The organism is Bradyrhizobium sp. 192 (genome assembly GCF_023100965.1).
In the GTDB taxonomy this organism is placed as follows: Bacteria; Pseudomonadota; Alphaproteobacteria; order Rhizobiales; family Xanthobacteraceae; genus Bradyrhizobium; species Bradyrhizobium symbiodeficiens.
This window is the reverse complement of the sequence record NZ_CP064690.1, coordinates 7,397,131-7,423,212: the sequence shown is the minus strand read 5'-3', so window position 1 is coordinate 7,423,212 and position 26,082 is coordinate 7,397,131. Positions and strand designations below refer to the sequence as shown.

General features: G+C 64.9%; 22 protein-coding genes and 1 pseudogene. 19 read left to right on the top strand and 4 right to left on the bottom strand.

The window, feature by feature from the left end; all coding sequences use genetic code 11:
- Positions 1-7: 7 nt before the first annotated feature.
- The 5 genes from IVB24_RS34830 to IVB24_RS34810 all read left to right on the top strand — a co-directional run bounded on the left by IVB24_RS34830 (position 8) and on the right by IVB24_RS34810 (position 4,981).
- The gene (locus IVB24_RS34830) at positions 8-304 is read left to right on the top strand and encodes a (2Fe-2S)-binding protein (protein WP_094976825.1); all 297 of its coding nucleotides are present in this window, start codon (positions 8-10) and stop codon (positions 302-304) included.
- Positions 301-1,719, top strand: coding sequence for a (2Fe-2S)-binding protein (locus IVB24_RS34825; RefSeq protein ID WP_247771077.1), 1,419 nt, complete (start codon positions 301-303; stop codon positions 1,717-1,719). Before IVB24_RS34830 ends, IVB24_RS34825 begins: the two co-directional genes overlap by 4 nt.
- A complete protein-coding gene (locus IVB24_RS34820) occupies positions 1,716-2,837 on the top strand; it encodes an FAD-dependent oxidoreductase (RefSeq protein ID WP_247771076.1) in 1,122 nt (373 codons plus the stop codon). Before IVB24_RS34825 ends, IVB24_RS34820 begins: the two co-directional genes overlap by 4 nt.
- A gap of 15 nt (positions 2,838-2,852) precedes the next feature.
- A complete protein-coding gene (locus IVB24_RS34815) occupies positions 2,853-3,200 on the top strand; it encodes a RidA family protein (protein ID WP_247771069.1) in 348 nt (115 codons plus the stop codon).
- Positions 3,201-3,367: 167 nt separating this feature from the next.
- A complete protein-coding gene (locus IVB24_RS34810; RefSeq protein WP_247771068.1) occupies positions 3,368-4,981 on the top strand; it encodes an ABC-F family ATP-binding cassette domain-containing protein in 1,614 nt (537 codons plus the stop codon).
- 189 nt (positions 4,982-5,170) lie between these two features.
- Here the strand turns inward: IVB24_RS34810 and IVB24_RS34805 are convergent, their stop codons facing one another.
- Positions 5,171-6,505 (bottom strand): dicarboxylate/amino acid:cation symporter, encoded by a 1,335-nt coding sequence (locus tag IVB24_RS34805; RefSeq protein ID WP_247771066.1) that lies wholly within the window; start codon positions 6,503-6,505, stop codon positions 5,171-5,173.
- 140 nt (positions 6,506-6,645) lie between these two features.
- On the opposite strand from IVB24_RS34805, the gene IVB24_RS34800 reads away from it, so the two are divergent.
- The gene (locus tag IVB24_RS34800) at positions 6,646-7,965 is read left to right on the top strand and encodes a solute carrier family 23 protein (RefSeq protein ID WP_247771063.1); all 1,320 of its coding nucleotides are present in this window, start codon (positions 6,646-6,648) and stop codon (positions 7,963-7,965) included.
- Positions 7,966-8,038: 73 nt separating this feature from the next.
- On the top strand, positions 8,039-8,875 hold the full coding sequence (locus tag IVB24_RS34795) for an SDR family oxidoreductase (protein WP_247771060.1): 837 nt from the start codon (positions 8,039-8,041) through the stop codon (positions 8,873-8,875).
- A gap of 42 nt (positions 8,876-8,917) precedes the next feature.
- On the opposite strand, the gene IVB24_RS34790 is transcribed toward IVB24_RS34795, so the two are convergent.
- The gene (locus tag IVB24_RS34790; protein WP_094976832.1) at positions 8,918-9,178 is read right to left on the bottom strand and encodes a DUF1488 domain-containing protein; all 261 of its coding nucleotides are present in this window, start codon (positions 9,176-9,178) and stop codon (positions 8,918-8,920) included.
- Positions 9,179-9,845: 667 nt separating this feature from the next.
- On the opposite strand from IVB24_RS34790, the gene IVB24_RS34785 reads away from it, so the two are divergent.
- From IVB24_RS34785 to IVB24_RS34750, 9 genes and pseudogenes are all read left to right on the top strand, one after another.
- Positions 9,846-10,250, top strand: coding sequence for a hypothetical protein (locus tag IVB24_RS34785; RefSeq protein WP_094976833.1), 405 nt, complete (start codon positions 9,846-9,848; stop codon positions 10,248-10,250).
- Positions 10,251-10,398: 148 nt separating this feature from the next.
- Positions 10,399-11,220: an NAD-dependent protein deacetylase gene (locus IVB24_RS34780; protein WP_247771055.1), complete on the top strand. Its 822-nt coding sequence runs from the start codon at positions 10,399-10,401 to the stop codon at positions 11,218-11,220.
- Positions 11,221-11,358: 138 nt separating this feature from the next.
- Positions 11,359-13,443, top strand: a complete 2,085-nt coding sequence (locus tag IVB24_RS34775) for a hydantoinase/oxoprolinase family protein (RefSeq protein WP_247771054.1) — start codon at positions 11,359-11,361, stop codon at positions 13,441-13,443.
- Positions 13,444-13,445: 2 nt separating this feature from the next.
- Positions 13,446-15,104 (top strand): hydantoinase B/oxoprolinase family protein, encoded by a 1,659-nt coding sequence (locus tag IVB24_RS34770; RefSeq protein WP_247771052.1) that lies wholly within the window; start codon positions 13,446-13,448, stop codon positions 15,102-15,104.
- Positions 15,105-15,137: 33 nt separating this feature from the next.
- A complete protein-coding gene (locus IVB24_RS34765; protein WP_094976837.1) occupies positions 15,138-16,139 on the top strand; it encodes a TRAP transporter substrate-binding protein in 1,002 nt (333 codons plus the stop codon).
- A gap of 9 nt (positions 16,140-16,148) precedes the next feature.
- A complete protein-coding gene (locus IVB24_RS34760) occupies positions 16,149-16,742 on the top strand; it encodes a TRAP transporter small permease (RefSeq protein WP_166468122.1) in 594 nt (197 codons plus the stop codon).
- A 25-nt stretch (positions 16,743-16,767) separates the two neighbouring features.
- Positions 16,768-18,072: a TRAP transporter large permease subunit gene (locus IVB24_RS34755; protein WP_247771050.1), complete on the top strand. Its 1,305-nt coding sequence runs from the start codon at positions 16,768-16,770 to the stop codon at positions 18,070-18,072.
- 952 nt (positions 18,073-19,024) lie between these two features.
- A pseudogene (locus tag IVB24_RS40265) lies at positions 19,025-19,158 on the top strand (C4-dicarboxylate ABC transporter permease); the annotation flags it as partial.
- A gap of 269 nt (positions 19,159-19,427) precedes the next feature.
- The gene (locus IVB24_RS34750; RefSeq protein ID WP_247774228.1) at positions 19,428-21,578 is read left to right on the top strand and encodes a methyl-accepting chemotaxis protein; all 2,151 of its coding nucleotides are present in this window, start codon (positions 19,428-19,430) and stop codon (positions 21,576-21,578) included.
- An 85-nt stretch (positions 21,579-21,663) separates the two neighbouring features.
- Here IVB24_RS34750 and IVB24_RS34745 read toward each other — a convergent pair whose 3' ends face one another.
- Positions 21,664-22,308 (bottom strand): glutathione binding-like protein, encoded by a 645-nt coding sequence (locus IVB24_RS34745; protein WP_166476135.1) that lies wholly within the window; start codon positions 22,306-22,308, stop codon positions 21,664-21,666.
- Positions 22,309-22,411: 103 nt separating this feature from the next.
- Between IVB24_RS34745 and IVB24_RS34740 the strand changes: the two genes are divergently transcribed.
- Entirely contained in the window at positions 22,412-23,056 is a 645-nt protein-coding gene (locus IVB24_RS34740) for a TetR/AcrR family transcriptional regulator (RefSeq protein ID WP_247771048.1), read from the top strand.
- Positions 23,057-23,232: 176 nt separating this feature from the next.
- Here IVB24_RS34740 and IVB24_RS34735 read toward each other — a convergent pair whose 3' ends face one another.
- Positions 23,233-24,198: a glyoxylate/hydroxypyruvate reductase A gene (locus tag IVB24_RS34735; RefSeq protein ID WP_247771046.1), complete on the bottom strand. Its 966-nt coding sequence runs from the start codon at positions 24,196-24,198 to the stop codon at positions 23,233-23,235.
- Positions 24,199-24,341: 143 nt separating this feature from the next.
- On the opposite strand from IVB24_RS34735, the gene IVB24_RS34730 reads away from it, so the two are divergent.
- Together IVB24_RS34730 and IVB24_RS34725 are read left to right on the top strand one after the other, a co-directional pair.
- A complete protein-coding gene (locus IVB24_RS34730; RefSeq protein WP_166468127.1) occupies positions 24,342-24,710 on the top strand; it encodes a YciI family protein in 369 nt (122 codons plus the stop codon).
- The gene (locus tag IVB24_RS34725; RefSeq protein ID WP_247771045.1) at positions 24,707-26,008 is read left to right on the top strand and encodes an RNA polymerase sigma factor; all 1,302 of its coding nucleotides are present in this window, start codon (positions 24,707-24,709) and stop codon (positions 26,006-26,008) included. Before IVB24_RS34730 ends, IVB24_RS34725 begins: the two co-directional genes overlap by 4 nt.
- Positions 26,009-26,082: the final 74 nt, after the last annotated feature.

Here is a 26,082-nt window from a genome sequence, read left to right as displayed (position 1 = left end):
GCATCCCATGTTCAAGCGATCCGAACAGGACAAACGTCCGCAAGTGCAGATCTTCGTCGATGGCGTCGCCGTCGCGGCGCGGCAGGGCGACACCGTCTCCGCCGCGCTGCTGGCCTCCGGCGTCGATGCGCGTCGGTCGACCGCGGTCAGCGGCGCGCCGCGGCTTCCTTACTGCATGATGGGCGTGTGCTTCGACTGCCTCGTCACCATCGACGGCGTCGGCAACCGCCAGGGCTGCCTCGTGCCTGTGGCCGAGGGCATGCAGATCGAAATCCAGAAGGGCAAGCGGGAGATCGGAAGATGAGTGTGGCTCCCAAGCGCGAAGACTATGACGTCGTGGTGATCGGCGCCGGGCCTGCCGGCCTCGCCGCCGCGGCGACCTCCGCCGAAGCCGGCCTCTCGACGCTGCTGCTGGACGAGAATGTTGGCCCGGGCGGCCAGGTGTTTCGCGCGATCTCCTCGACGCCGGTGACCGATCGCAATCAACTCGGCGCCGATTATTGGGTCGGTGCCGATCTCGTGCAGGCGCTGCGCGCGAGCAGCGCGGAGGTCATCCATCGTGCCACGGTCTGGAGCCTCGATCGCAATCTCGATATCGCCGTCTCGATCGGTGGCGCATCCGCCTTCGTCAAGGCGAAGCGCGTGATTCTCGCGACCGGCGCGCTGGAGCGGCCGTTCCCGATTCCCGGCTGGACGCTGCCGGGCGTGATGACCGCCGGTGCCGCGCAGACCATGTTGAAATCATCGGCGTTGGTGCCCGACGGCCGTACCGTGATTGCGGGGCAGGGGCCGCTGCTGTGGTTGCTTGCCGCGCAGATCCTGCGCCTCGGCGGCCGCATCGACCGTATTCTCGACACCACCGAACGCGGCAATTATTTCGCCGCCCTGCCTCACGCCTTCGCCTTCCTGACCTCGCCCTATTTCGCCAAGGGCCTGTCGATGATGCGCGAGGTGAAGGCGGAGGTGGAGGTCGTCTCCGGCGTCACCGAGCTTGTCGCGGCCGGTGATGGTCAACTCGCGAGTGTGAGTTACGTCGCCGGCGGCAAGCGTGAGACCATTTCGGCGGAATTGCTGCTGCTGCATCAGGGCGTCGTGCCCAACGTCAATCTGGCGATGTCCGCTGACGTCGAACATCGCTGGGACGATCTGCAACTGTGCTGGTCGCCGGTGCTCGATGCGAGCGGCAACTCGTCGGTCGCCGGCATTGCGATCGCCGGGGACGGTGCAGGCATCGGCGGTGCCAATGCAGCCGTGGTGCGTGGCCGCATCGCGGCGCGCGCGGCGGTGGAGGCGCTGGCGCCCGCGGCTGCGGTAAAACTGCCGTCGATCGCAGCCTTGCGCGCCGGCCTCAGCAAGGCCGAACGCGGCCGCGTCTTCCTCGACACGTTGTTCCGCCCCGCGCCGCAGTTCCGTATTCCTTCCGGTGACACCATCGTGTGCCGTTGCGAGGAGGTCACGGCGAAGGACGTGCTCGATTCCGTCGCGATCGGCGCAACCGGGCCGAACCAGCTCAAGGCCTATCGCCGCACCGGCATGGGCCCCTGCCAGGGCCGGCTCTGCGGCCTCACCGTCACGGAGCTGATGGCGCAAGCGCGCGGCAAGAGCCCGCAGGAGATCGGCTATTACCGCCTGCGTGCGCCCGTGAAGCCGATCACGCTCGCCGAGCTCGCTGCCGTTCCGAAGAGCGAGGCCGACGTCAAGGCGGTGGTGCGCGGATGAGCCGAAACGTGGATGCGATCGTCGTCGGCGGCGGTATCCACGGATGCTCGACGGCGCTGCATCTGTGCCTCGCCGGCCTGAAGCCGGTGCTGATCGAAAAGGACTATGCCGGCCGCCATGCGTCCGGCGTCAACGCCGGCGGCGTTCGCCAGCTCTCCCGGCATATCCCTGAAATCCCGCTCTCGATCCGCTCGATGGGAATCTGGGAGAAGATCAAGGATCTTCTGGACGACGATTGCAGCTTCGAGAGCCACGGCCAGGTGCTAGTGGCCGAGAACGAGGAGGAGCTCGCGGTCTGCCGCGCGCGCGTGGCCGAACTCAATGCGCTCGGCTTCACCCATGAAGAGCTGATCGACGCGACCGAACTGCGACGGCTGGTGCCGGCGGTTGCCGAGACCTGTCCCGGCGGCGTGGTCTCGCGCCGCGACGGCGCCGCCAATCCGGCGCAGACGACGACGGCGTTCCGGCGCAAGGCCGAGCAGCTTGGCGCCACCATGCGCGAGGGCGTCGCCGCTAGCAACATCCGGTACAGCGACGGGCTCTGGCACGTCGATGTCGGCGCTGAAACCTTTGCCGCGCCGGTGCTGGTCAACGCCGCCGGCGCCTGGGCCGGCAAGATCGCGGCGGCACTGGGCGAGCCGGTGCCGGTCGAGACCGTCGCGCCGATGCTGATGATCACCTCGCGCGTGCCGCACTTCATCGACCCCGTCGTGATCCTGCGCGGACGCAAGCTCTCTTTCAAGCAATTCTCCAACGGCACCGTGCTGATCGGCGGCGGTCATCTGGCAACGCCGTACCAGGATCGCAACGAGACGGTGCTGGACTGGAAGAGCCTTGCGACCAGCGCGCGCACCGTGTTCGAGCTGTTTCCGGTGATGCGCAGCGCGACGATCGTCCGTGCATGGGCCGGGATCGAGGCGAAGATGAAGGACGATATTCCGGTGTTCGGTCCGAGCAGCCGCCACAAGGGCCTCTATCACCAGTTCGGCTTCTCGCTGCACGGTTTTCAGCTCGGCCCCGGCGCCGGTGCTGTGATGGCCGAGCTGATCGTCAACGGCGGCACCCAGACCCGCATCAGCGATCTCGGCATCGACCGTTTTCATCCCACCACGCTCTAGCAACAAGAGGACCTCATGAGCATCACCCGCAGCATCCGCACGCCCATCATGCACCGCGCCGTCGAGGCCAACGGCTTCGTCTTCCTCGGCGGCACCATCGCCGACGACACCTCGGTCTCGATGGGCGAGCAGACCCGCAACATCCTCGGCAAGATCGCCGGCTATCTGAAGGAAGCGGGAACCGACAAGAGCCGCGTCGTCAGCGCCTCGATCTTCGTCACCGATCTCTCCAAAAAGAAGGAGATGGACGCGGCCTGGACCGAATTCTTCGGCGACGATCTGCCGACCCGCGCCACCGTGGGCGTCGCCGATCTCGGCGGCAGCGCGCTGATCGAGGTGGTGGTGACCGCGCTCAAGGGCTGAGGGTGCGGGCCGACCGGGACGTCAGCGCTTCATGCGCTGTCGTCCTCTCGGTCCCGGCTTGATCTCGCTCTTCGATAGGGTTAGTTAGAGCATCTCAATCAGGAACTTCGCAGCCATGGATCTTACCCCGACCGCAAAGCCCATCCGCCTTGCTCACGGGGAATTCCATGCCTGCTTCAATCATCCTGTCGAACCTCTCGCTGTCCACGCCTGACGGCCGCGCTCTCTTTTCCAATATCGATCTGACGTTCGGCGCCGAGCGGACCGGTCTCGTCGGCCGTAACGGCGTCGGCAAGACGACGCTGCTTGCGTCGATGTCCGGGGAGCATGTTCCCCAGTCCGGGCGTGTTCTGATCAACGGCACCATCGGCCTGCTGCGCCAGGACGTTCAGGTCCTCAAGGGCGCGACCGTGGCCGACCTGTTCGGCGTGCGGCCGGCGCTGGAGCTGCTGCGCCGCGCGGAGCGGGGCGACGCCTCGGCCGACGACATCGCCGCAATCGACTGGACGCTCGAAGCGCGGCTGGAGACCGCTCTGGCGCGCGTCGGGTTCGAACTTGCTTCCGAGACGGAGCTGTCCTGCCTGTCCGGAGGCCAGATCACGCGGGTTCGCCTCGCCGCGCTGGCCTTTGCCGGGCCCGACTTCCTGCTGCTGGATGAGCCCACCAACAATCTCGACCGCGACGGCCGCAACGCCGTGATTGATCTCCTTGCGGCCTGGCGCGGCGGCGCGATCGTCGTTAGCCACGACCGGAACTTGCTCGAATCGATGGATGCGATCGTCGAACTGACGTCGCTGGGCGCAACACGATACGGCGGCAATTGGAGCCGTTATCGCGAGCAGAAGGCAGTCGAGCTCGCGGCCGTCAGGCAAGATCTCGCAGATGCGGAGAAGCGTCTATCCGAGCTCGACGGGAAGGCGCAGGAGGCCGCGGAGAAGAAAGCGCGCAAGGACAGCGGCGGCAGGAAGAAGCGCGCCAAGGGCGATATGCCGCGCATCCTGGCCGGCGCGCGCAAGGACCGCAGCGAGGATAGCGGCGGCAAGCATGCGCAAATCGCCGAGCGGCGGCGCGCGGAGGCGCTGGAAACTGTCGACACGGCACGTCGCCGCATCGAGGTTCTTCAACCGCTGTCGGTCAAATTGCCCGCGACTGGTCTGCCGGCGGGCAGGGAGTTGGTTTGGCTCGACGGCGTCAGCGCCGGCTATCGGCCGGAGCAACCGGTTTTCCGTGACCTGTCGTTCTCGATCGTCGGTCCGGAGCGCGTTGCGCTGGTCGGGCCCAACGGCTCGGGCAAGACAACGCTGCTGAGACTCATTGCGGGCGAGTTGCGTCCCGCCGCGGGTACGGTGCGGGTCAGGCCCGACTTCGCGCTGTTCGACCAGAACGTCAGCCTCCTCGACCCCGCGCTCTCCATCCTGGAAAACTTCGGCCGTCTCAATCCAGCGGCGGACGCAAATGTGTGCCATGCCGCGCTGGCCCGGTTCATGTTTCGCGCCGATGCCGCCTTGCAGGTCGTCAGCAGCCTGAGTGGCGGGCAACTGTTTCGCGCGGGCCTTGCCTGCGTGCTTGGCGGGACGAGGCCGCCGTGGCTGCTGATCCTGGATGAGCCGACCAATCACCTCGACATCGAGTCCATCGAAGCCGTTGAAGCTGGTTTGAGAGCCTATGACGGCGCGCTGCTCGTCGTCAGCCACGACGAAGCGTTCTTGCAGGCGATCGGGACTACGCGGCGGATCAATCTCGCCGCCAAGGTGCTGCATATCCATGGCGGGATCATCTGATCCCGCTTGGCGGTTTCGGATACGGCAGTGATTTTCAAAAACCCGACGCCCTGCCCCCAGCGCGTCGGGTGGAAAAAATGAGTATCAATCCGTGATCCCAATCCGAGTGTTGTGACGCGTACCGCATCAATTTACTACTCCGGGAGACTACCGCGTTGGAACCCGGCCTTGCGTTCCCCGTGCGTAGGTCTATGAGGCCGCGCTGCCACCCGGCTCCAGCGATTCGCCGCTCTCCAACGGATGGGCCATGGTCTCGTGCAGCGCATTGCGATCGAGCTCGCCTTCGGAGATGCTGATGACGACGCAGGCAACGCCATTGCCGATCAGGTTGGTCAGCGCGCGGCATTCGCTCATGAACTTGTCGATGCCGACCAGGATCGCGATCGACTGGATCGGGATGTCAGGCACGATCGACAGCGTCGCGGCGAGCGTGATGAAGCCGGCGCCGGTCACGCCGGAGGCGCCCTTCGAGGTGATCATGGCGATGCCCAAAATGCCGAGCTCCTGCCAGATGGTCAGATGGGTGTTGGTCGCCTGCGCCAGGAACAGCGTCGCGAGCGTCATGTAGATGTTGGTGCCGTCGAGGTTGAAGCTGTAGCCGGTCGGGATGACGAGGCCGACCACCGAGCGCGAGGCGCCGAGATGCTCCATCTTCTGGATCATCTGCGGCAGCACCGTCTCCGAGGACGACGTGCCGAGCACGATCAGGAGCTCGTCCTTGATGTAAGCGATGAAGCGCAGGATCGAGAAGCCGGCGAGCCGCGCGATAGCACCCAGCACCACGACCACGAACAGGATGCTGGTCAGATAGAACGTGCCGATCAGGGCGGCGAGATTGAGCAGCGAGCCGAGGCCGTAGGCGCCGACGGTGAACGCCATCGCGCCGAAGGCGCCGATCGGCGCGACGCGTACGATGATGCGGATGATGCCGAAGAACATCTTCGCCGCCTTGTCGATCGCATCCGCAATGGGCTCGCCGGCCTTGCCGAGAAAGGCGATGGCGAAGCCGGACAGGATCGAGACCAGCAGCACCTGCAACAGGTCGCCGCGCGCGATCGCGCCGACATAGCTGTCGGGAATGATTCCCAGCAGATGGGCGACGATGCCGTCTTCGTGGGCCTTGGTGACGTATGACGCCACCGATTTCGGATCAATCGTGGCTGGATCGATGTTGAAGCCGTGCCCGGGCTGCAGCACCTCGCCGACCAGCAGGCCGATGGCGAGCGCGACGGTCGAGACAGTCTCGAAATAGATCAGCGACTTCAGCCCGACCCGGCCGACGCGCTTGAGGTCGCCCATCGAGGAGATGCCGTGCACCACGGTGCAGAAGATCACAGGCGCGATCATCATCTTGATCAGCGCGATGAAGCCGTCGCCGAGCGGCTTCAGGGCCTTGCCGAGATCGGGATAGACATAGCCGATCAGCACGCCGAGCGCGATCGCGATCAGCACCTGGACGTAGAGGACCTTGTACCAGGGTTGGTGCCGGGGATGGATGGCTGGCTGGATCGCGACTTGTGTCATAGAATGGCCCCGGAACGCATTGATTTTGCGTGATTTCGAATTTGCATGCCTTGCATCATGTGATGGTCGCCGCACAAGCGACAATCACATTTTTGTCTGTTCGCACGAAGTTCGGTCGCTGCACCGCAATTGGGGGGACCATGTCGACTGCAACGCGCTCGGGCGAGCCGGCACAGGGTTATTTTCCCCGCTGGAAACTCAAGACCTCGGGCGTGATCATGCCCGAAGAACGGCTGCCATGGGGCCAGACCATCGTCTCCGGTCTACAGCATTGCGTCGCAATGTCGGGCTCGACGATCATCGCCCCGCTGCTGATGGGATTCGATCCCAACGTCGCGGTCCTGTTCTCCGGCATCGGCACGCTGATCTTCTTCGTGATCGTCGCCGGGCGCGTGCCGAGCTATCTCGGCTCGAGCTTCGCGTTCATCGCCGTCGTGATCGCCGCCACCGGCTATGCCGGGCAGGGGCCGAACCCGAATTTGTCGGTTGCGCTCGGCGGCATCATCGGCGCCGGGGTGCTCTACGGGGCGATCGCGCTCATCGTGATGTGGTCGGGGGTCGGCTGGGTCGAGCGGCTGCTGCCGCCGGCCGTCACCGGCGCGGTGGTCGCGGCGATCGGCCTCAACCTCGCGCCCGTGGCGGTCAAGGCGGTGAGTGCCGGCGCGTTCGACACCTGGATCGGGCTCGCGACCGTTCTGATCATCGGCGTGGTTGCCGTTGCAGCTCCAGGCTTGTGGCGCCGCCTGCCGATCATCCTCGGCGCGATCGGCGGATATCTTCTGTACATGCTGTTCGCGAACGGCCTCGGCTTCGGCAAGCCGATCGACTTCACTCAGCTTTCGGCCGCGCCGTGGCTGGGCATGCCGAGCTTCACCGCGCCGACATTCCAGGCCGATGCGATCTTTCTGATCGCGCCGGTCGCGATCATTCTCGTCGCCGAAAATCTCGGTCACATCAAAGCCGTCGGTGCCATGACAGGCCGGAGTCTCGATGCCTATCTCGGCCGCGCCTTGTTCGCCGACAGTCTCGCGACCATCGTGGCGGCCTGCGGTGGCGGCACCGGCGTCACCACCTATGCCGAAAACATCGGCGTGATGGCGGCGACGAAGGTCTATTCGACATTGCTGTTTGCCTTTGCCGCCATTGTGTCGATCCTGCTCGGCTTCTCGCCGAAATTCGGCGCACTGATCCTGTCGATCCCGGGGCCCGTCATCGGCGGCCTCTCGATCGTGCTGTTCGGACTGATCGCAGCGATGGCCGGTCGGATCTGGGTCGAGAACAAGGTCGACTTCGCCAATCCGGCAAACCTGATCACCGTCGCAGTCGCGCTCACCGCGGGTGCAGGCGATCTCACGCTCAAATTCGGCGCGTTCACGATTGGCGGGATCGGCACCGCAACCTTCGGCGCCATCATCCTCTACCAGATCCTGACCTCGCCGCTGGCGCGGCGCGCGGAATGAGTCCCAGCGATGCACGAAAGGGATGGAACAAAACGCGCCGTCGGTCGATGATGAGACATCCCGGAGAGAACCCATGCCGCAAACCGATCGCTCGACCTCCTTTCACTCGCGCCTCGTCGGCCAATACGCCCTGGTGACCGGCGCCTCGCAAGGCATCGGCCGCGCCGTCGCCACCCGGCTTGCCCAGGAAGGTGCGACGGTCGCCATCAATTATTTCCAGAACGAGGACCGGGCGGAGGAGACGCTCGCGCTGGCGCGGACGGCTTCGAGCGATCGCGGCCACGGCGAGCCCGATCACTTCATCGTCAAGGCCGATGTCGGCAATGAACATGAGATTGCCGCGATGTTCGAGGCGATCCTTTCGCGCTGGAAACGTCTCGATTGCCTGGTCAACAACGCCGGCTTCCAGAAGGAATCGCCGAGCGAAGCGCTCGACGTCGAAACCTATCGCAACATCATCGACGTCAATCTCACCGGCGCCGTGCTCTGCGCGCAGAAGGCGCTCGCGCATTTCGTGGCGCGCGGGGGAGGGGGCTCCATCATCAACTGCTCCAGCGTCCACCAGATCATCCCGAAGCCGGGTTATCTCGCTTATTCGATCAGCAAGGGCGGCATGGCCAATCTGACGCGCACGCTGGCGCTCGAATTCGCCGGCCGCGGCATCCGCGTCAATGCGGTTGGTCCTGGCGCGATCGACACGCCGATCAACGAGGCCTGGCGGGACGATCCCAAAAAGCGCGGCGAAGTCACCAGCCATATTCCGCTGGGCCGCGTCGGCACACCCGAAGAGATCGCCGCCGTGTTCGCCTTCCTCGCTTCCGATGATGCGAGCTACATCACGGGGCAGACCCTCTATGCCTGCGGAGGCCTGACGCTGTTTCCCGAATTTCGCGAGAACTGGGCGAGCTAGACACGTGAGCTCGCGGTCGAAATCACGGACTCATCGACCGCTTCAGAAATCTCCTGCGAGCAGGTCGTAGGAGCCCCTGCTGCCACGGACATACTTCCTGGCCGCAGTGGCACATATCAAGTCGCGATTGCAATCGAACGCGTTCAGGAATTCCGATTCGGTCGCGGGCGCGCCCGGCTGAATCCGCTTCAACGCGCCTTCGTCGATGAAGAACGAGGCTTCGATGGCGCTGTCGTGACCCCAGAACCGCACCGCACGTCGCGTCCGGTCATATGAGCGGTTGTGATTTGGAAAATCGATCATGGTTCGAGCCGATCAGGTTGCAGGTGCCATGCGCCGGTCTTCGCGCCGTTAGAGTCGGGGCACGCTGGGTGGCCGACTTGCGTACGTCAGGAACACGGACGTTTCATTGAGACCTGACGAGAGCGAGCCGGTTGCGCCTCTTTCAAATGATGGTTTGGCGCCGAGGTTACAACCAGGTTTGATGGCGATTGCGACGAATAGTTCTCGGCAAGCCTCGCTATTCGCCGAAAGGTGACTATATCTCGCTCATCATCGCGCGCCCCTCGGCTGTTATCGGTGACCGAGAGCATTGCGCTCCCGCCGCGACCAAGAGGCGGTCAATATGTCGGGTTCCCCCGGATTCATCCTTAGCGAATGGCTCGTACCTCCGCTTCTGGTGCCGATCTTCTTGGTGCTGTTGATCGCCGCTTCGATGTTGATCCAATGGTAGTCGGATTCGGCGCGCCTTCGTCGTCGGATCAGGCAGGTCCCTCATCGGATTCAATTCAACCGTCGCTCTGTTGCGAGCTGAACTCGATGGCGATCGACGCCCTCCGTCGAGCTCGCGAGATACCGTCGGGAGACAAGCGCATGACGGCAATGCGCAGGGCAGCGATTCTTGGGAATGCCGCTGAAATCCACGCGTCCTTCTCGCCAGCGAAGGAACTCAAGCAAGATGGGAGGCGGCATGTTCAAATTTCTACAGTATCGCGCAAGAGCGGCCGAGTACGGCGAACTGGCCAAGAGTTCGTCAGGCAAGGATGAAACCCGCAAATTCGAGAAATTGCAGGACAGCCTTGCATGGCGCGCGGACAACGAGCAGGTCCTCGCGGACCAATACGTGGATGCGGTCAACGCCGGCGAGACGGAGCGACTGCGCGGCGCAGCCCTCGCGGCGGAGGAAGAGCGAGTCTTGCGATGTCTCGGCGCGGCCGTCATCATGCAATGGAATTCTCTGCCGATGACGCTTCAGCGGGAGATCTTCGACACCGCCGGATCGGTCGGAACTTTGTTGGACACGGTGGCGCTCCGTGGGCAGATAGCCCGGTTTCTTCACAAGCACAGGCATGACACCGATCCCAACAAGATCTGACGGGTGATCTGCTCGGGGCGGGTCAAACTGGTGCGCGAGCATGTTGCCGCCGGCATTTCTCCGGCGCGGATCAATCCGTCGCGGGCTTCGGGCCGCCGGCGCAGCAGTGATCTGGCAAAATGTCGCGGCGCGAACTACATCATGCGCCATGACCAATGCTCCGCTGCCAAACCATCCGCTTCGGGATTTCGTCGACCGTCACGAAAAACTGTTCGTGCTGACCGGCGCCGGCTGCAGCACCAATTCGGGCATCCCCGACTATCGCGACAGCAACGGCAACTGGAAACGTACCCAGCCGGTCAACTTCCAGGCCTTCATGTCCGAGGAGCATACGCGCCAGCGCTATTGGGCGCGCAGCCTGATCGGCTGGCGGCGGTTCGGCCAGGCCCGCCCGAACGATGCGCATCATGCGCTGGCTCAGCTCGAGGCGAGCGGCCGGTGCGGGATGCTGCTGACCCAGAACGTCGACCGGCTGCATCAATCCGCCGGCCACCGTCAGGTGATCGACCTGCACGGCCGGCTCGATCTGGTTCGCTGCATGGGCTGCGGCGGCAAGACACCGCGCGATGAATTTCAGCATGCGCTTGGTCGCGCGAATGCGGAATGGCTGACGCTCGATGCGGCCGATGCACCTGATGGCGACGCTGATCTGGAGCACGAGGATTTTTCGTCCTTCCGGGTGCCTGCTTGCGAAGCCTGCGGCGGCATCCTCAAGCCCGACGTCGTGTTCTTCGGCGAGAACGTCCCCCGCGACATCGTCGCCACCGCGCAGGATCATCTGGCGCAGGCCGATGCCATGCTCGTCGTCGGCTCGTCGCTGATGGTCTATTCCGGATTCCGCTTCGTGCAGGCTGCCGCGCAGCGCAAGATTCCGATTGCGGCGGTGAATCTCGGACGCACTCGCGCCGATGATCTCCTCACGCTCAAGGTCGAGGAGCGCTGCGAGTCGGCGCTTGCATTCCTGCTCTGATCGCGCAGGCACTGAACACGCCTTGCCTATTGCATAGGTGCCAAGCAGAATGGCTTGGCGCGGCGTTCTCCGTCATCCATGGCATGGAAATTGCTGCGCTTTCGACGACAGTTTCGACGATCAGCCGGAGAATTTGGAATGCTTGAGGGAGCCGAGGTGCGGCTTGCCGTCGATATCGGTGGCACGTTCACCGACATCGTGCTGGACGTGGGTTTGGATCGCAAGACGCGCAAGCTGCTGACGACGCCGCAGCGTCCCGAGCAGGCGGTGCTGGATGGAATGCGTCTCATTCTCGCCGACGCGCGTGCCCATATCAGCGACATCGACGTCTTCATTCACGGCACGACGCTCGCGACCAACGCCATCATCGAGCGCCGTGGCGCCAAGACGGCGCTGATTGCGACCGAAGGCTTTCGCGACGTGCTCGATATCGGCACCGAGAGCCGTTACGACCAGTATGATCTCACCATCGACAAGCCGAGGCCGCTGGCGCCGCGCAGTCTGCGTTTCACCGTGCCCGAGCGCGTCGACGCCCACGGTGCCGTCCGTCTCCCGCTCGACGAAACGTCGGTGCGTGCACTCGCGCCGAAATTGCGTGAGCTGGGCGTTGAGAGCGTCGCGATCGCCTTCCTGCACTCGTATGCCAATCCCGAGCACGAGCGACGCGCAGCCGCGATCCTGGCCGAGGAGATGCCTGATATCTCCGTGACCGTGTCCTCGGCCGTTTGCCCGGAGATTCGCGAGTATGAGCGCACATCGACTGCGGTCGCGAATGCCTATGTGCAACCCTTGATCGACGGCTATCTCGCCCGCATGGCCGACGCCTTGCAGGTCGAGCAGTTCCGCGGCGCGATCTACCTCGTCACGTCAGGTGGCGGTGTCACGTCGATCGAGACGGCGCGGCGCTTTCCGGTGCGTCTCGTCGAGTCCGGGCCTGCCGGCGGCGCGATCTTCGCGGCGCAGATCGCGGCACGGCTCGGCGAGAGCAAGGTGCTGTCCTTCGACATGGGCGGCACCACGGCCAAGATTTGCCTGATCGAAAAATACCAGCCCGAGACCTCGCGCGTGTTCGAGGTCGATCGCGCGGCGCGCTTCCTCAAGGGCTCCGGTCTGCCGGTGCGCATTCCCGTGATCGAGATGGTCGAGATCGGCGCCGGCGGCGGCTCGATCGCCCATGTCGATGCGATGAAGCGCGTTACCGTCGGCCCCGAGAGCGCCTCGTCGGAACCGGGGCCGGCGTGTTACGGCCGTGGCGGCCTGCGTCCGGCTGTGACGGATGCGGACGTCGCGCTCGGCATGATCGACCCCGACGCATTTGCGGGTGGCACGATCAAGCTCGATCCGGAGCTTTCGAAGAAGGCTCTCCTGAGCAGCGTCGGCGAGCCCCTCGGTCTGTCGGCGGAGACTGCGGCCTATGCCGTGCACGAGGTCGTCTGCGAGAACATGGCGAGTGCGGCGCGCGTCCATGCGGTCGAGCGCGGCGAGATCGTCGGCCAGCACACGCTGATCGCCTTCGGCGGTGCCGCGCCGTTGCATGCGGCGCGGGTCGCCGAGAAGATCGGCGTCTCCCGGGTGATCGTGCCGTCGAATGCCGGTGTCGGCTCGGCCGTTGGATTTTTGGCAGCTCCCATCGCCTATGAGCTGGTGCGCAGCCGCCATGTCCGGCTCGATGATTTCGACACCGAAGCGGTGTCGGATCTCCTGCAGGAGATGGTGACCGAGGCGCGCGCGCTGGTCGAGCCGGGCGCTGCCGGTGCGCCGGTGCGCGAGCGTCGCTCCGCCTTCATGCGCTATGTCGGCCAGGGCCACGAGATTTCGGTCGAGCTGCCGAACCGGCGGCTGAATTCGGCCGATCTGGCCGGCCTGCGTCAGAAGTTCGAGGCGGACTACTCGGCGATGTTCGAGCGCTCGATTCCGGGCGCCGCGATCGAGGTCTTGAGCTGGTCGGTGCTCGCGACCACCGATGCGCGCAATCCCGCCGTCGTTGCTTCGGTCGCGCGCACGCCCGCCGGCAAGGCCTCCGGGAGCCGCAAATTCTTTGACGGCCGCGCGGGAGAGGTGATCGAGATCCCGCTCTATCGCCGCGAGGACATGGCGCCGGGCGCCACGATTGCGGGCCCCGCCGTGATCGCCGAGGACGAAACCTCCACGTTCGTCTCCAACAGTTTCGACGCCCATATCGACGGTGCCGGCAGCATCGTCATGGAACGGAAGGCAGCCTGATCATGAGCAAGGTAAATGGCGCGAGCCTGATCGACCTTCAGATCATGTGGCACCGGCTGATCGCCGTGGTCGAGGAGCAGGCGCAGGTGCTGCTCCGCACCGCCTTCAGCCCGATCGTCCGCGAATGCGGCGACCTCTCGGCCGGCGTGTTCGACCTCAAGGGCCGGATGCTGGCGCAGGCGGTGACGGGCACGCCCGGCCACGTCAACTCGATGGCGGAATCGGTCAAGCACTTCATCAACCACTTCCCGATCGAGACGATGAAGGAGGGCGATGCCTACATCACCAACGATCCCTGGATGGGCACCGGCCACCTCAACGACTTCGTCGTCACCACCCCCTGCTTCAAGGACGGCAAGCCGGTCGCGCTGTTCTCCTGCACCAGCCATCTGATGGACATCGGCGGCATCGGCTTCGGGCCTGACGCCACCGACGTGTTCATGGAGGGGCTCTATATCCCGATGCTGAAGCTGATCGATCAGGGCGTCGTCAACGAGACGCTGATGGCGATGATCCGCACCAACACGCGGCTGCCGATCGATACCGAGGGCGACACCTATTCGCTCGCCGGCTGCAACGACGTCGGCTGCGAGCGTCTGGTCGAGATGATGACCGAGTTCGAGATCGACACGCTCGACGTGCTGGGCGACTACATCTGCGACCGCTCGCGCGAGGCCGTGCTCGCCGAGATCGCAAAATTGCCGAAGGGGACATGGCGCAACAGCATGGTCGTCGACGGCTATGATTCGCCTGTCACGCTGGCGGCGACGCTGACGATTTCTGACACGGGCATCCACGTCGATTTCGACGGCACCTCGGCCGCTTCGAAGTTCGGCATCAACGTGCCCCTGTCCTACACCATTGCCTATACCGTGTTCGGCCTCGGCTGCGTCGTCGCCTCGCAGATCCCGAACAATGCCGGCTCGCTCTCGCCGCTGACAGTGTCCGCCCCCTCGGGTGCGATCCTCAACGCGCCGAAGCCGGCGCCGGTCGCCTCGCGTCACATCATCGGCCAGATGCTGCCCGACGTCGTGTTCGGCTGCCTGCGCCAGATCATTCCCGAGCGCGTGCCGGCCGAAGGCACCTCGTGCCTTTGGAATCTCAATGTGCGCGGGCAGACCCGCTCGGGCGCCGGCGGCAATTATGGATTCTCGATGGCGGTGACGAGCAACGGCGGCACCGGCGCCCGCTTTGCGAAGGACGGATTGTCGGCCACGGCCTATCCGAGCGGCGTGCGCGGCACGCCGGTCGAGATCGCCGAGACACAGACGCCGCTGATCTTCTGGCGCAAGGAGCTGCGTCCGGATTCCGGCGGCGCAGGGCGCACCCGTGGCGGCCTCGGCCAGATCATCGAGGTCGGCAGCGGCGTCGATGCGCCGTTCGACATCCTGGCGGCGTTCGACCGCATCGATCATCCGCCGCGCGGGCGCGACGGCGGCAAGAACGGCGAGGCGGGCTACGTGGGCCTGAAGTCCGGCAAGAAGCTGCGCGGCAAGGGTTTCCAGCAGGTGCCGCCGGACGACCGGCTGGTGGTGCTGACGCCCGGCGGCGCCGGCATCGGTGCGCCCGGGACGCGCGATCGCGCGGCGGTCGAGGCCGATGTCGAAAGCGGGCTCGTCTCCGCGGACAATGCAATTGCAGTTTATGGGTACGCGCGCTGACGCGTCAGTGCGTTTGGTAAATGGAGGGGCTCTATGATCACGCGACGTAACTTCACTGCGGGCGCAGCGACGCTGCTCGCCGCCGGCCATATTTCGACCCGCGCGCGCGCCGCCACGGTGAGCTGGGATATGTCGACGGTCTGGCCCGACGGCAATTTCCACACCCAGAACGCGATGGCCTTCGCGGAGGAGGTGAAGAAGCAGACGGGCGGCGCGGTGGCCATCACCGTGAAGGCCGGGGGCCAGCTCGGCTTCAAGGGGCCGGAGCATCTGCGCGCCGTGCGCGACGGCCTGGTGCCGCTCGCCGACGTCCTCAACATCCAGCAGGTTGGCGACGAGCCCTTCATGGGCGTCGAGAGCATTCCGTTTCTCTGCGGCTCCGTGGAGGAGCTGAAGGTATTGCACAAATATGTGCGGCCCGAATACGAGAAGATCGCCGCGCGCAACAATCAGAAGATCCTCTACATCGTGCCGTGGCCGACGCAGTACCTGCACCTCAAGGCGAAGGTTGCCGACGTCGAGGGCCTGAAGAACATCAAGATCCGCGTGCCCGACAAGAATGCGGTCGAGATGCTGAACGCCATCGGCATGGCGGCGGTGATGATCCCCTGGGGCGAAACGATCCCCGCGCTGGCCTCCGGTGCGGTCGCCGGTGTCTCCACCTCGTCGGTGTCGGGCGTCGACGGCAAGTTCTGGGAATTCCTGAAATATGTCTACCCGACCAATCACGTGTGGTCGTCGCAGATGCTCACCGTCAATCTCGATTCCTGGAAGGCGCTTTCCGCAGACCAGCAGAAGCTCGTCGCGGACATCGCGGCGAAGATGGAGCCCGGCTTCTGGGCGAACTCGCTCAAGGCCGACGTCGACAGCCTCAACCGTCTCAAGGAAGGCGGCATGGAGGTGGTACCGGTCTCGGACGCGATGATGACGGAGATCCGGGCCAAGACCGCGCCGCAGCTCGACGCCTTCCTCAAGCGCGTGCCGGCGGCGGACAAGCCGGTGCGGTCCTATCTCGCCGAAATGAAGCGCGGCTGAGGTCAGCACGTGGTGAGCGTTTCGTCCGAAGCACCGCAAAGCCTCAATGCAGCGGCGCCCGTGCCGCTGCGCATCCTGCTCGACGGCATCGATCGGCTCGGCCGGCTCGACGGCTGGATCGGTGGCGGCTGCCTGCTGATGCTGACGCTGCTGATGCTGTGCGAGGTCGCGACGCGCTTCCTCTCGAACTTCCTGCCGTTCTTTCCTCCGACGATCTCGATCGCCTGGGAATATTCTTCTTATCTGATGGCGGCGTCGTTCACTTTCGGCGCCGCCATGACCTTGCGCGTCGGCGGCCACATCCGTGTCGTGCTGCTGCTCAAGAACGCGCCGGTACCGGTGCAGCGTGCGCTCGATATCCTGTCGGCTGCGGCCGGCTTCGCCTTCATGGCGTTCCTGACCTCGGCGATGGCGAAGTTCGCCTTTGGCGCCTATGTGCGCGGCCAGGTCTCGACCTCGAGCGACACGCCGCTGTGGTTTCCGGAAGCCGTCGTCACCTTCGGCATGCTGCTGCTGACGCTGCAGTTCCTGGCGCGCGCGATCCAGGCCTTGCTCGGCCTGCCGCTGGAGGATCATCGCATGAAGGCCTCGCCCGTCGAATGACAGCTTTGTCCGGATTCAAGCTCGCATGACCATCGAAGTCGCCGCCCTGTTCGCGATCCTGTTTGCGCTGCTGGCGTGCGGCGTGTGGATCGGCCTGACGCTCGCGCTCACCGCGACGTTGCTGCTGGCGATGTTCCGCTCGATCCCGCTCGACAAGCTCTTGCCGCAATACGCCTGGAACATCCTGACCACGCAGGAGCTGCTGGCGCTGCCGCTGTTCATCCTGATGGGCGAACTGCTGTTTCGCACCCGCCTGTCACGCTCGCTGTTCCAGGGCCTCGCGCCGTGGGCCGGGTTGCTGCCGGGCCGCCTGCTGCACGTCAACGTGATCGGCTGCACCATCTTCGCGGCGATCTCGGGCTCGTCGGCCGCGACCACGCAGGTGATCGGTCGCATGTCGCTCAACGAGCTCACGCGCCGCGGCTATTCGCGCGACATCGCAATCGGCTCGCTCGCCGGCGCCGGCACGCTCGGCTTCCTGATCCCGCCGTCCAACATCATGATCATCTACGGTGTGCTCGGTGACGTCTCGATCCTGAAGCTGTTCACCGCCGGCGTGCTGCCGGGGTTCCTGCTTGCCGCCACTTTCATGGCCTGGGTGATGCTGCATACGACGCTGAACCGCAGCCTGGTGCCGGAGACGGAAGCCAAGCTCTCGCAGGTGCCGTGGAGCGAGCGCTTCGCCGCGCTGAAGGATCTTGCGCCGGCGCTGTTCCTGATCGCCTGCGTGCTCGGCTCGATGTATGGCGGCCTCGCCACGCCGTCGGAGGCCGCCGCCGTCGGCGTGCTCGGCGCCGCGCTGGTTGCATGGGCGCAGGGCTCGATGTCGCAGCAGGTGATCCGCGACGTGCTGATCGGCTCGGTCGTGACCTGCTCGATGATCGCGCTGATCGTGCTCGGCGCCTCGATCCTGGGCAATGCCGCGGCCTTCCTCGGCATCCCTCAGGCGGTCGCCGCCTTCGTGAAGGGGCTCGGCCTGTCGCCCTTCATGCTGATTGTGGCGCTGATCATCTTCTATCTCGTGCTCGGATGCTTCCTCGACGGCTTCTCGATGATCGTGATGACGCTGCCGATCGTGCTGCCGATCGTGAAGGGGGCCGGCTTCGACGAAGTCTGGTTCGGCGTCTTCCTGGTGCTTGCCGTCGAGATGGCCCAGATCACCCCGCCGGTCGGCTTCAACCTGTTCGTGATCCAGGGCCTCACGGACGACGGCCTCGGCTATATCGCGCGCGTCACGATGCCCTACCTGATGATCATGATCGGGTTCGTGCTGCTGCTGACGCTGTGGCCAGGCATCGTCACGATTCTTCCGCGGGTGCTGTACGGGTAAATCGCGGGCCATCGCGTTCGAGGAAAAGCGTGGCGGGAAGCTCGTCTGCGGCCATCCTTCGAGTTGCCCCCTTCGGGGGCCCTCAGGATGAGGACGGAGTGCGCAACCACCATTTCATCGGGCAGGACTGCCGCTTAGCCTCACCCTGAGGAGACCGCGCAGCGGTCGTCTCGAAGGGCGAGGCGCGCGCACAGATGTCATCCCCGCCCCAGAGCCGGTCCTCCCGCCTACCATCCGTTGTGGTGGCCGACGGGCAAAACACGCCATCGCTGGGTCGAGCGCCCCACGTCAAAATATTCGTATTTACAGAAGTTCGGCTTTACCGTACAACCTGCGCCATCCCGCCCGCCACAAGGGGCGTTTCGCGATCGTCACGAGACGCGGGCCGGGATGCGGTGGCCGCGACGGCGTCGGCGCGCGATGGAGCTGCAGGGCGGGAAACTGTGAGCAGCGGCAGGCGCGATACGACACGGCGCTGACAGCGTCTCGAATGGCCTTCGACGGTGAGCGCACGCCAGCCGTGGAGAACCCAGCGAAGATGTGCGCGGACGGAGAAGTCGTGTGGTCCTGACGCCCGGGGTCTGTGCGTCAAGTCATGTGGTGATGTGCGGCCAACCGGCGCGCGCATCTGAAATCCGCAAGGCGACGGGGGCAATAGTGCAGCGCTCCCCGAGGAGAGCACGAAGGACACCGTGAAAACCATCGCGCAGGGAAGGCCGGGCGACCGGCAACACCTGTCGTCCACCCCGTGCGCGCTTCTTTCGCACGCGGGACTTCGGGTGCCAGCCGGCGCCCGGCCTTCCCTGCGCCCTTGCTTTCAGAGGGTGCGAGACCAAAGCAAAGCTCGGGCAAAACAAGCCGCGAGAACGCGAAGCTGTGTGCGAGCTATCATTGAACAACGCTCTCGTGCCCCGGAGGCAGCGCAGCGCGTCGCGGGTGCGAGCTCCCGGGGGGCCTCGTCAAGGATGGCCTCGGCTATATCGCGCGCGTGACGCTGCCTTATCTCATGATCATGGTCGGCTTCGTGCTGTTGCTGACGATGTGGCCGGCATCGTCACGATTTTACCGCGGGCGCTGTACGGGTAGCTGCGAACGAGAAGCGGCTGCAACGTTCGTGCGATCTAAGCTTGCGACGCGCGACCGCGAACGCGTCCGACATCGAGACGGACCTTGACCATCCAGCGGTTGCTGCAGCTCTGCGGTTTCTCGCGTGGGATGCGTTTTTGCCGAAAACCGTGCGCCAAATGTGTTTTCATTGCTCGGTTCGTTGCTCTGTATTTAGGCAAACTAAATCCTTTGGCGCTTACCTGAAGTTCACAGGTTCGATTTTCGCGAATGCCATTTTGGAGGCTCCTATGCGGACCAATCTTCCGGTCACGGCTGTCGAATATCCGATTACCGATGAGACCCTCATCGTCTCTCGCACTGATACGAAAGGAAAGCTGACCTACTTCAACGATCAGTTCGTCGAAGCGGCGGGGTTTTCCGAGGCGGAGTTGATGGGGCAGCCGCACAACATCATCCGCCATCCGGACATGCCGTCAGCAGCCTTCGAAAATCTGTGGGCGACGCTCCAGCAGGGCAAGCCGTGGTCCGGTGCCGTGAAGAATCGACGCAAGAACGGCGACTTCTACTGGGTGTTGGCAACCGCCTCTCCCATTCGAGAGAACGGCCAGATCGTCGGATACAGCTCCATCCGCACCAAGCTGCCTGCCGATCAACGCGTCGAGGCGGAGCAGGTGTACGCGATGATCCGCGAGAACCGGGCACACGCCTACCGGCTGGATGCCGGCGTCATTCGGCGACGTTCGCTGCTTGACCGGCTTGCCATTTTCAACGGTACGCTGAATGCGCGCCTCGTCACGCTTGTCGCAACCCTGCTGTTTTTCCTCCTGGCGATTGGAGGAGCGGGCCTGCTGGGCACGCGCGAGAGCAATGTCAGGATGAAATCGATCTACGAGGATCGGGCGCTGCCGCTCGCACAGCTCTTCGAGATCAATGACCGAATGAGGGACAACACGGCGCTGCTGTTCGAAGCCGCCTCCAACGGCGCGGCCGGAAAGCCCGTCGGTGAGGTTGCGACCAGGGTCGGCGCCAATCTGGACAAGGTCGGCAAGGTCTGGTCCGAGTACATGGCAACTTATCTCACACCAGAAGAAAAGGGCGTCGCCGACGCCTTCACGCCGAAGCGGATGAACTATGTCGAGAAGGGATTGAAGCCGGCACTCTCGCTTCTTTCGCAGCAGAAATACGTGGAGCTTGCTGCCGCCCTCGCGGGACCAGCCCGCGAATTGTACGACGCGGCCAAGGCCGAACTGGACAAGCTGGTGGCAATTCAGGTCAGGGAGGCCAAGGCGGAGTACGACGCGGCGACATACGAGTATGGCTGGCTGATCGGCATCGCCCTGGCGCTCCTGGTCTTGAGCGTCACCATCTCCGGGCTCCTCAGCCGTCAGACCATTCGCGCCATCGTGCGCCCGCTCCAGCGGCTCAATGATACGATGCTGAGCGTCAACGCCGGCAAGCTCGACAACCGCATCGTCGTCGAACGGGACGACGAGCTCGGTGTCGCTCTCAGAAACCTGCAGACGTTGCAGGCCATCGTCCGGTTCGACCGCGATGAGCTCGGCGCGACGCAAAGGCGGTCGGCTGCCGAGCGCAAGGTCGAGATGATCAAACTGGCCGGCAGCTTCGAAAGCGCGGTGGGCGAGATCATCGAAACCGTGTCGTCGGCTTCGACCGAGCTTGAGGCCTCGGCAAACACGCTGACCTCGACCGCGGAGCGCGGCGAGAAGCTTGCGACGATGGTCGCAGCGGCCTCCGAAGAAGCGTCCACCAACGTGCAATCCGTCGCGAGTGCGACGGAAGAGCTGTCGTCCTCCGTCAACGAAATCGGCCGCCAGGTTCAGGAGTCTGCGCGGATGGCCAACGAGGCAGTGGAGCAGGCCCGCCTCACCGATCAGAAGGTCGGCGAACTCTCCATGGCGGCAGCCCGGATCGGTGACGTCGTGGAGCTCATCAACACGATCGCGGGCCAGACCAATCTACTCGCATTGAACGCAACGATCGAGGCCGCGCGGGCTGGCGAAGCCGGCCGTGGTTTTGCCGTGGTGGCCTCCGAAGTGAAGGCCCTGGCCGAGCAGACCGCCAAGGCGACCGGCGAGATCTCCCAGCAGATCGCCGGCATTCAGGGCGCCACTCAAGATTCGGTCAACGCCATCAAGATGATCAGCAGTACGATCAAGTCCTTGTCGGAGATCTCCTCGACCATCGCGGCGGCGGTCGAGGAGCAGGGCGCGGCGACCCAGGAAATTGCGCGCAATGTCCAGCAGGCTGCTCAAGGCACGCATCAGGTCTCGTCGAACATCAGCGACGTCCAGCGTGGCGCCACCGAAACAGGCTCTGCCTCCGCGCAGGTGCTCGACGCCGCGCAAGCGCTTTCAAGCGACAGTAACCGGCTGCGAACGGAAGTCGGTCGCTTTCTCGACAGTGTCAGGGCCGCTTGAGCGTACGCCGATCTGTTGCAAGTCGTTGTCCCGCTTTCGTGGGGACAACGACTTGATCGACGGCGCGCGGCGGCGTTCAGTTCGCCTATGCCGCCGCCTTCTTGCGCGCGAGCTCTGCCTTGTACAGCTCGAACTCTTCCGCAACCGCCTTCGCGACCGACGGCCGCTGGCGCAGGCGCTCGTAATAGGCCTTCACGTTCGGCCATTTCGCGAGCTCGATCGGCGGCGTCGCCATGGTCCAGTTGATGACCGTGACGAGGTAGGCGTCAGCGACGCTGAAATGGTCGAGCAGGAAGTCGCGCCCCTTCAGGTAATTGTCGAGATAGTCGAGCCGCGACAGGTTTCTCTCCAGCACATAGGCTTTCGCTTCTTGCGGCGCCTTGCGGTCGAGCACAGGCACGAACAGCCCCTTGTGCAACTCGGTGCCGATGAAGCACAGCCATTGATGCAGCCGCGTGCGATCGATGCCGTCTGCGGCACCGAGCCCCGATTGCGGGAAGCGGTCGGCGACGTATTGCAGGATCGCGGCGTTCTCGGTCAGGATCACGCCCTCGTCGGTGCGCAGCGTCGGCACCAGGCCGATCGGATTGATGGCGCGGAAGTCGGAGCCGTCGCTCAGCACCGTCTTGGTCGGCGGGTCGACCTCGAGATAGTTCGCCTCGGCGCCGGCTTCGTACAGCGCGACGCGTGTTGCCATCGAACAGGCGAGGGGCGAGAAATAGAGATCCATCTGTAGCCTCCTTGGGCAATTCTTGAGGTTTCGCTCAACCTGGCCAGATTGATTTTTGTACCATCTTGCATAATATGAGACCGGTCAAGGATTAGTTTGCGAAATGGTACAAAAAGCGAAGCCGCCAGCTGCTGCCAGTCAACCCAAACGACGCGGCCGCCCGCGCGCCTATCAACCCGACATCGCGCTCGGCAAGGCGCTCGATCTGTTTCGCACGCAAGGATTTGCCTCGACCTCGCTCGACGATCTCAGCGAAGCCACCGGCATGAACCGGCCGAGCCTCTATGGCGCCTTCGGTGACAAGCGCGAGCTCTACATCAAGAGCTACCAGCGCTACCGCGAGGAAGCACGCGCCGCGATGGTGGAGATCTTTCGCCAGGAGATGCCGGTGCGCCAGCGGCTCGAGCGCATCTTCGCCTCGGCGCTGAACATCTATCTGTCCGGCGACAGCGGTCCGCGCGGCTGCTTCACGGTGGTGACCGCGGCGTCGGAAGCCGTTGGCGATCCCGAGATCCGCGCCATGGTGCTCGACGGTCTCACCGAGCTCGACAAGGCTTTTACGAACTGCTTCCGCCGCGCGAAGGAGAAAGGCGAGTTGCCCGAGAGCGCCGAGCCCGCCGTGCTGGCGCAGATCGCATCCGCCACCATCCACACCATCGCCATCCGCTCCCGCGCGCGTGTCCCGCGCAAGGAGCTTGAGGCGATCGTGAAGGGCGCGATTGATGTGATGTTGGGAGTCAAAGCATAGCTGTCGTCCCGGGGCGCGCGTAGCGCGAGCCCGGGACCCATAACCCCAGGGAGGCGTTTGGCGACTCGGAGTTACCAACTCGCCCGACACGTCTCCCTGGGGTTATGGATCCCCGCGTGCGCGGGGATGACGCCGGGGTGTGGGGCGCGTGCGTGCCTCTCTCAGCGTGCCGAGCCCTAATACCCCCTGGTCCGGTCCACCACGTTCTCCAACGCACCGCCGGCCTCGAAGCGCGCGATCTGCTCGGCGACATAGGCCGAGATCGCGTCCGCGTCGGTGTCGGCTGCGTTATGGGGCGTCAACACCACCTTGGGGTGGGTCCAGAACCGGCTGTCCGCCGGCTGCGGCTCCTGAACGAAGACGTCGAGCGAGGCGGCGCCCAGCGTGCCGTCATCGAGGCAGGCCAGGATGTCGGCCTCGTTCTGCAAGCCGCCCCGGCCGGCATTGATCAGCACCGGCGCGCCCAGCGGACTGTTGCGGTTGAGCCTGGTGAAGACGTCGCGGTTGAGGATGCCGTGTGTCTCCGGCGTCAGCGGCAGCAGCGACACCAGGATGTCGGTCTTGTGCAGAAAGGCATCCATGCCTGCGGTGCCATGGAAGCATTCGACACCGTCGATCGCGCGCGGGCTGCGGCTCCAGCCGGCGACACGGAAGCCGAGCCGGCGCAGCACGTCGGCCGCATCCGCTCCCAACGTGCCAAGCCCCATGACGCCGACCGTGACCGCGCTCGCCGGCAATTGATATTTCGGCTCCCAGCGTTTCGCGCGCTGCGAGTCCCGCAAATAGAGCTCCTGGCGGTGGTGCATCAGCACGTGCAGCACGACATATTCGGTCATGCGTCCGGTGAGGTCGGGCACCGCGACGCGGACCAGCGGCACGTCAGGCAGGCTCTTGTCCGCCATCAGCGCGTCGACGCCGGCGCCGAGATTGAAGATCGCCCGCAGATTGGGAAAAGTGCCGAGATCGCCCGGCACCGGCTTCCACACCGTGGCATAGTGCACCTCGGCCGGATCGAGCGTGGAATCCGGCAGCAGCACCACGCGACGGCCGCCGCCGACCGCTTCGAACCGGGCCTTCCAGCGCTCCGGCAGCCAGTTCTGCTGCGTGCTGTTGATCAGGACGGCCAGGGTGCCTTTGGTCATTCGAAGTGCCTCGTCGGGTTCCGCTTACAAAGGCCCTCCTTGGCACGATCTGCCGGACATTTCCTGCAAATTATTTCCGCAGCGCTGTCGGGGCGGGGCATATTGGCGCGTCTTCAAATCAAGCCTTCGAGGAAAGCGCCGCCATGCTTTACGCCATCCTTTGCTATCACGATGAGGACTTCGTCGGCTCCTGGAGCAAGGAGCAGGACGAGGCCGTGATGAAGAAGCTCGCCGTGGTGCAGGAGAAGCTCACCCAGCAGGGCCGGCTGGGGCCGGTGGCGCGACTGCTGCCGACCACGGCAGCGGCGACCTTGCGCAAGGAAGATCCGCCGCTGGTGCTGGACGGCCCCTATGCCGAGACCAAGGAGCAGTTGCTCGGCTTCTACATCGTCGACTGCAAGAATCTCGACGAGGCGCTCGACGTCGCGCGCGATCTTGGTGCTGCCAATCCCGGTGGCGCCTATGAGGTGCGTCCCGTCGGCGTGTTCCGGCCCGGAGGACTTTCCACGTGAGCGAGGCCGACACCGCCTGGATCGAGACCGCGCTGACCTCGGCGCGACCCCAGGCGGTCGGCGCGCTGCTGCGTTATTTCCGCGATCTCGACACCGCCGAGGAGGCGTTCCAGAACGCCTCCCTGCGCGCACTCAAGAGTTGGCCGCAGAACGGGCCGCCGCGCGATCCTGCGGCCTGGCTGATCATGGTCGGCCGCAATGCCGCCATCGACGAGGTGCGCCGGACCCGCAAGCAGCAGCCGCTGCCGGAGGACGACCAGGCGATTTCCGATCTCGACGACGCCGAAGGCGCGCTGGCCGAACGGCTGGACGGCTCGCACTACCGCGACGATATCCTGAGGTTGATGTTCATCTGCTGCCATCCGCAATTGCCGGCGACGCAGCAGATCGCGCTGGCGCTGCGCATCGTCTCGGGCCTCACGGTGAAGCAGATCGCGCGCGCCTTCCTGGTCTCGGACGCGGCGATGGAGCAGCGTATCACCCGCGCCAAGGCGAAGGTCGCGGAGGCCGGCACGCCGTTCGAAGCGCCCGGCGCAATCGAGCGCTCCGAGCGGCTCGCCGGTGTCGCGGCGATCATCTATCTGATCTTCAACGAGGGCTATTCGGCGAGCGGCGACACCGCGGAGATCCGCAAGCCGCTCTGCGAGGAGGCGATCCGGCTGGCCCGCCTGCTGCTACGACTGTTTCAGAGCGAGCCGGAGATCATGGGCCTCACGGCGCTCATCTTGCTGCAGCATGCGCGCAGTGCCGCGCGCTTTGCGGCCGATGGCTCGCTGATCCTGCTGGACGACCAGGACCGTTCGCTGTGGAACGGCACCATGATCGCGGAAGGGCTGGCGCTGATCGACAAGGCGATGCGCCATCGCCGCAGCGGGCCCTATCAGATCCAGGCCGCGATCGCCGCGCTGCATGCCCGCGCGGCGACGCCGGAGGAGACCGACTGGGCGCAGATCGACCTGCTCTACGGCGCGCTCGAGGTCGTGCAGCCGTCTCCTGTGGTGACGCTCAACCGCGCGGTCGCGGTCGCCAAGGTGCGCGGACCGCAGGCCGCGCTCGATCTGATCGAGCCGCTGGCCTCGAAGCTCGCCAACTATTTCCATTTCTACGGCGTGCGCGGCGCCTTCCTGATGCAGCTCGGCCGCAACGACGAGGCGTGCGTCGCCTTCGACCGCGCCATCGCGCTTGCCAACACCTCCGCAGAAGCCGCCCACATTCGCATGCACATCGATCGCCTGATCCGGGACAGCCAGCCGAAGCAGGCCAATGGCGGCGCCAGGCAGGGCGCGAAGGCGACGTGACACCCGGGACGACGCGGGAAAAATCTTGAGTCGAGTTGTCGGTCCCGGCTCCCTCGCATCGTCCTAGGTCCGTA

What these genes read in the sequence shown, in the direction of transcription:
- IVB24_RS34830 (WP_094976825.1), top strand. Translation starts at nt 8, where the DNA reads ATGTTCAAGCGATCCGAACAGGACAAACGTCCGCAAGTGCAGATCTTC.
- IVB24_RS34825 (WP_247771077.1), top strand. Translation starts at nt 301, where the DNA reads ATGAGTGTGGCTCCCAAGCGCGAAGACTATGACGTCGTGGTGATCGGC.
- IVB24_RS34820 (WP_247771076.1), top strand. Translation starts at nt 1,716, where the DNA reads ATGAGCCGAAACGTGGATGCGATCGTCGTCGGCGGCGGTATCCACGGA.
- IVB24_RS34815 (WP_247771069.1), top strand. Translation starts at nt 2,853, where the DNA reads ATGAGCATCACCCGCAGCATCCGCACGCCCATCATGCACCGCGCCGTC.
- IVB24_RS34810 (WP_247771068.1), top strand. Translation starts at nt 3,368, where the DNA reads ATGCCTGCTTCAATCATCCTGTCGAACCTCTCGCTGTCCACGCCTGAC.
- IVB24_RS34805 (WP_247771066.1), bottom strand. Translation starts at nt 6,505, where the DNA reads ATGACACAAGTCGCGATCCAGCCAGCCATCCATCCCCGGCACCAACCC.
- IVB24_RS34800 (WP_247771063.1), top strand. Translation starts at nt 6,646, where the DNA reads ATGTCGACTGCAACGCGCTCGGGCGAGCCGGCACAGGGTTATTTTCCC.
- IVB24_RS34795 (WP_247771060.1), top strand. Translation starts at nt 8,039, where the DNA reads ATGCCGCAAACCGATCGCTCGACCTCCTTTCACTCGCGCCTCGTCGGC.
- IVB24_RS34790 (WP_094976832.1), bottom strand. Translation starts at nt 9,178, where the DNA reads ATGATCGATTTTCCAAATCACAACCGCTCATATGACCGGACGCGACGT.
- IVB24_RS34785 (WP_094976833.1), top strand. Translation starts at nt 9,846, where the DNA reads ATGTTCAAATTTCTACAGTATCGCGCAAGAGCGGCCGAGTACGGCGAA.
- IVB24_RS34780 (WP_247771055.1), top strand. Translation starts at nt 10,399, where the DNA reads ATGACCAATGCTCCGCTGCCAAACCATCCGCTTCGGGATTTCGTCGAC.
- IVB24_RS34775 (WP_247771054.1), top strand. Translation starts at nt 11,359, where the DNA reads ATGCTTGAGGGAGCCGAGGTGCGGCTTGCCGTCGATATCGGTGGCACG.
- IVB24_RS34770 (WP_247771052.1), top strand. Translation starts at nt 13,446, where the DNA reads ATGAGCAAGGTAAATGGCGCGAGCCTGATCGACCTTCAGATCATGTGG.
- IVB24_RS34765 (WP_094976837.1), top strand. Translation starts at nt 15,138, where the DNA reads ATGATCACGCGACGTAACTTCACTGCGGGCGCAGCGACGCTGCTCGCC.
- IVB24_RS34755 (WP_247771050.1), top strand. Translation starts at nt 16,768, where the DNA reads ATGACCATCGAAGTCGCCGCCCTGTTCGCGATCCTGTTTGCGCTGCTG.
- IVB24_RS34750 (WP_247774228.1), top strand. Translation starts at nt 19,428, where the DNA reads ATGCGGACCAATCTTCCGGTCACGGCTGTCGAATATCCGATTACCGAT.
- IVB24_RS34745 (WP_166476135.1), bottom strand. Translation starts at nt 22,308, where the DNA reads ATGGATCTCTATTTCTCGCCCCTCGCCTGTTCGATGGCAACACGCGTC.
- IVB24_RS34740 (WP_247771048.1), top strand. Translation starts at nt 22,412, where the DNA reads ATGGTACAAAAAGCGAAGCCGCCAGCTGCTGCCAGTCAACCCAAACGA.
- IVB24_RS34735 (WP_247771046.1), bottom strand. Translation starts at nt 24,198, where the DNA reads ATGACCAAAGGCACCCTGGCCGTCCTGATCAACAGCACGCAGCAGAAC.
- IVB24_RS34730 (WP_166468127.1), top strand. Translation starts at nt 24,342, where the DNA reads ATGCTTTACGCCATCCTTTGCTATCACGATGAGGACTTCGTCGGCTCC.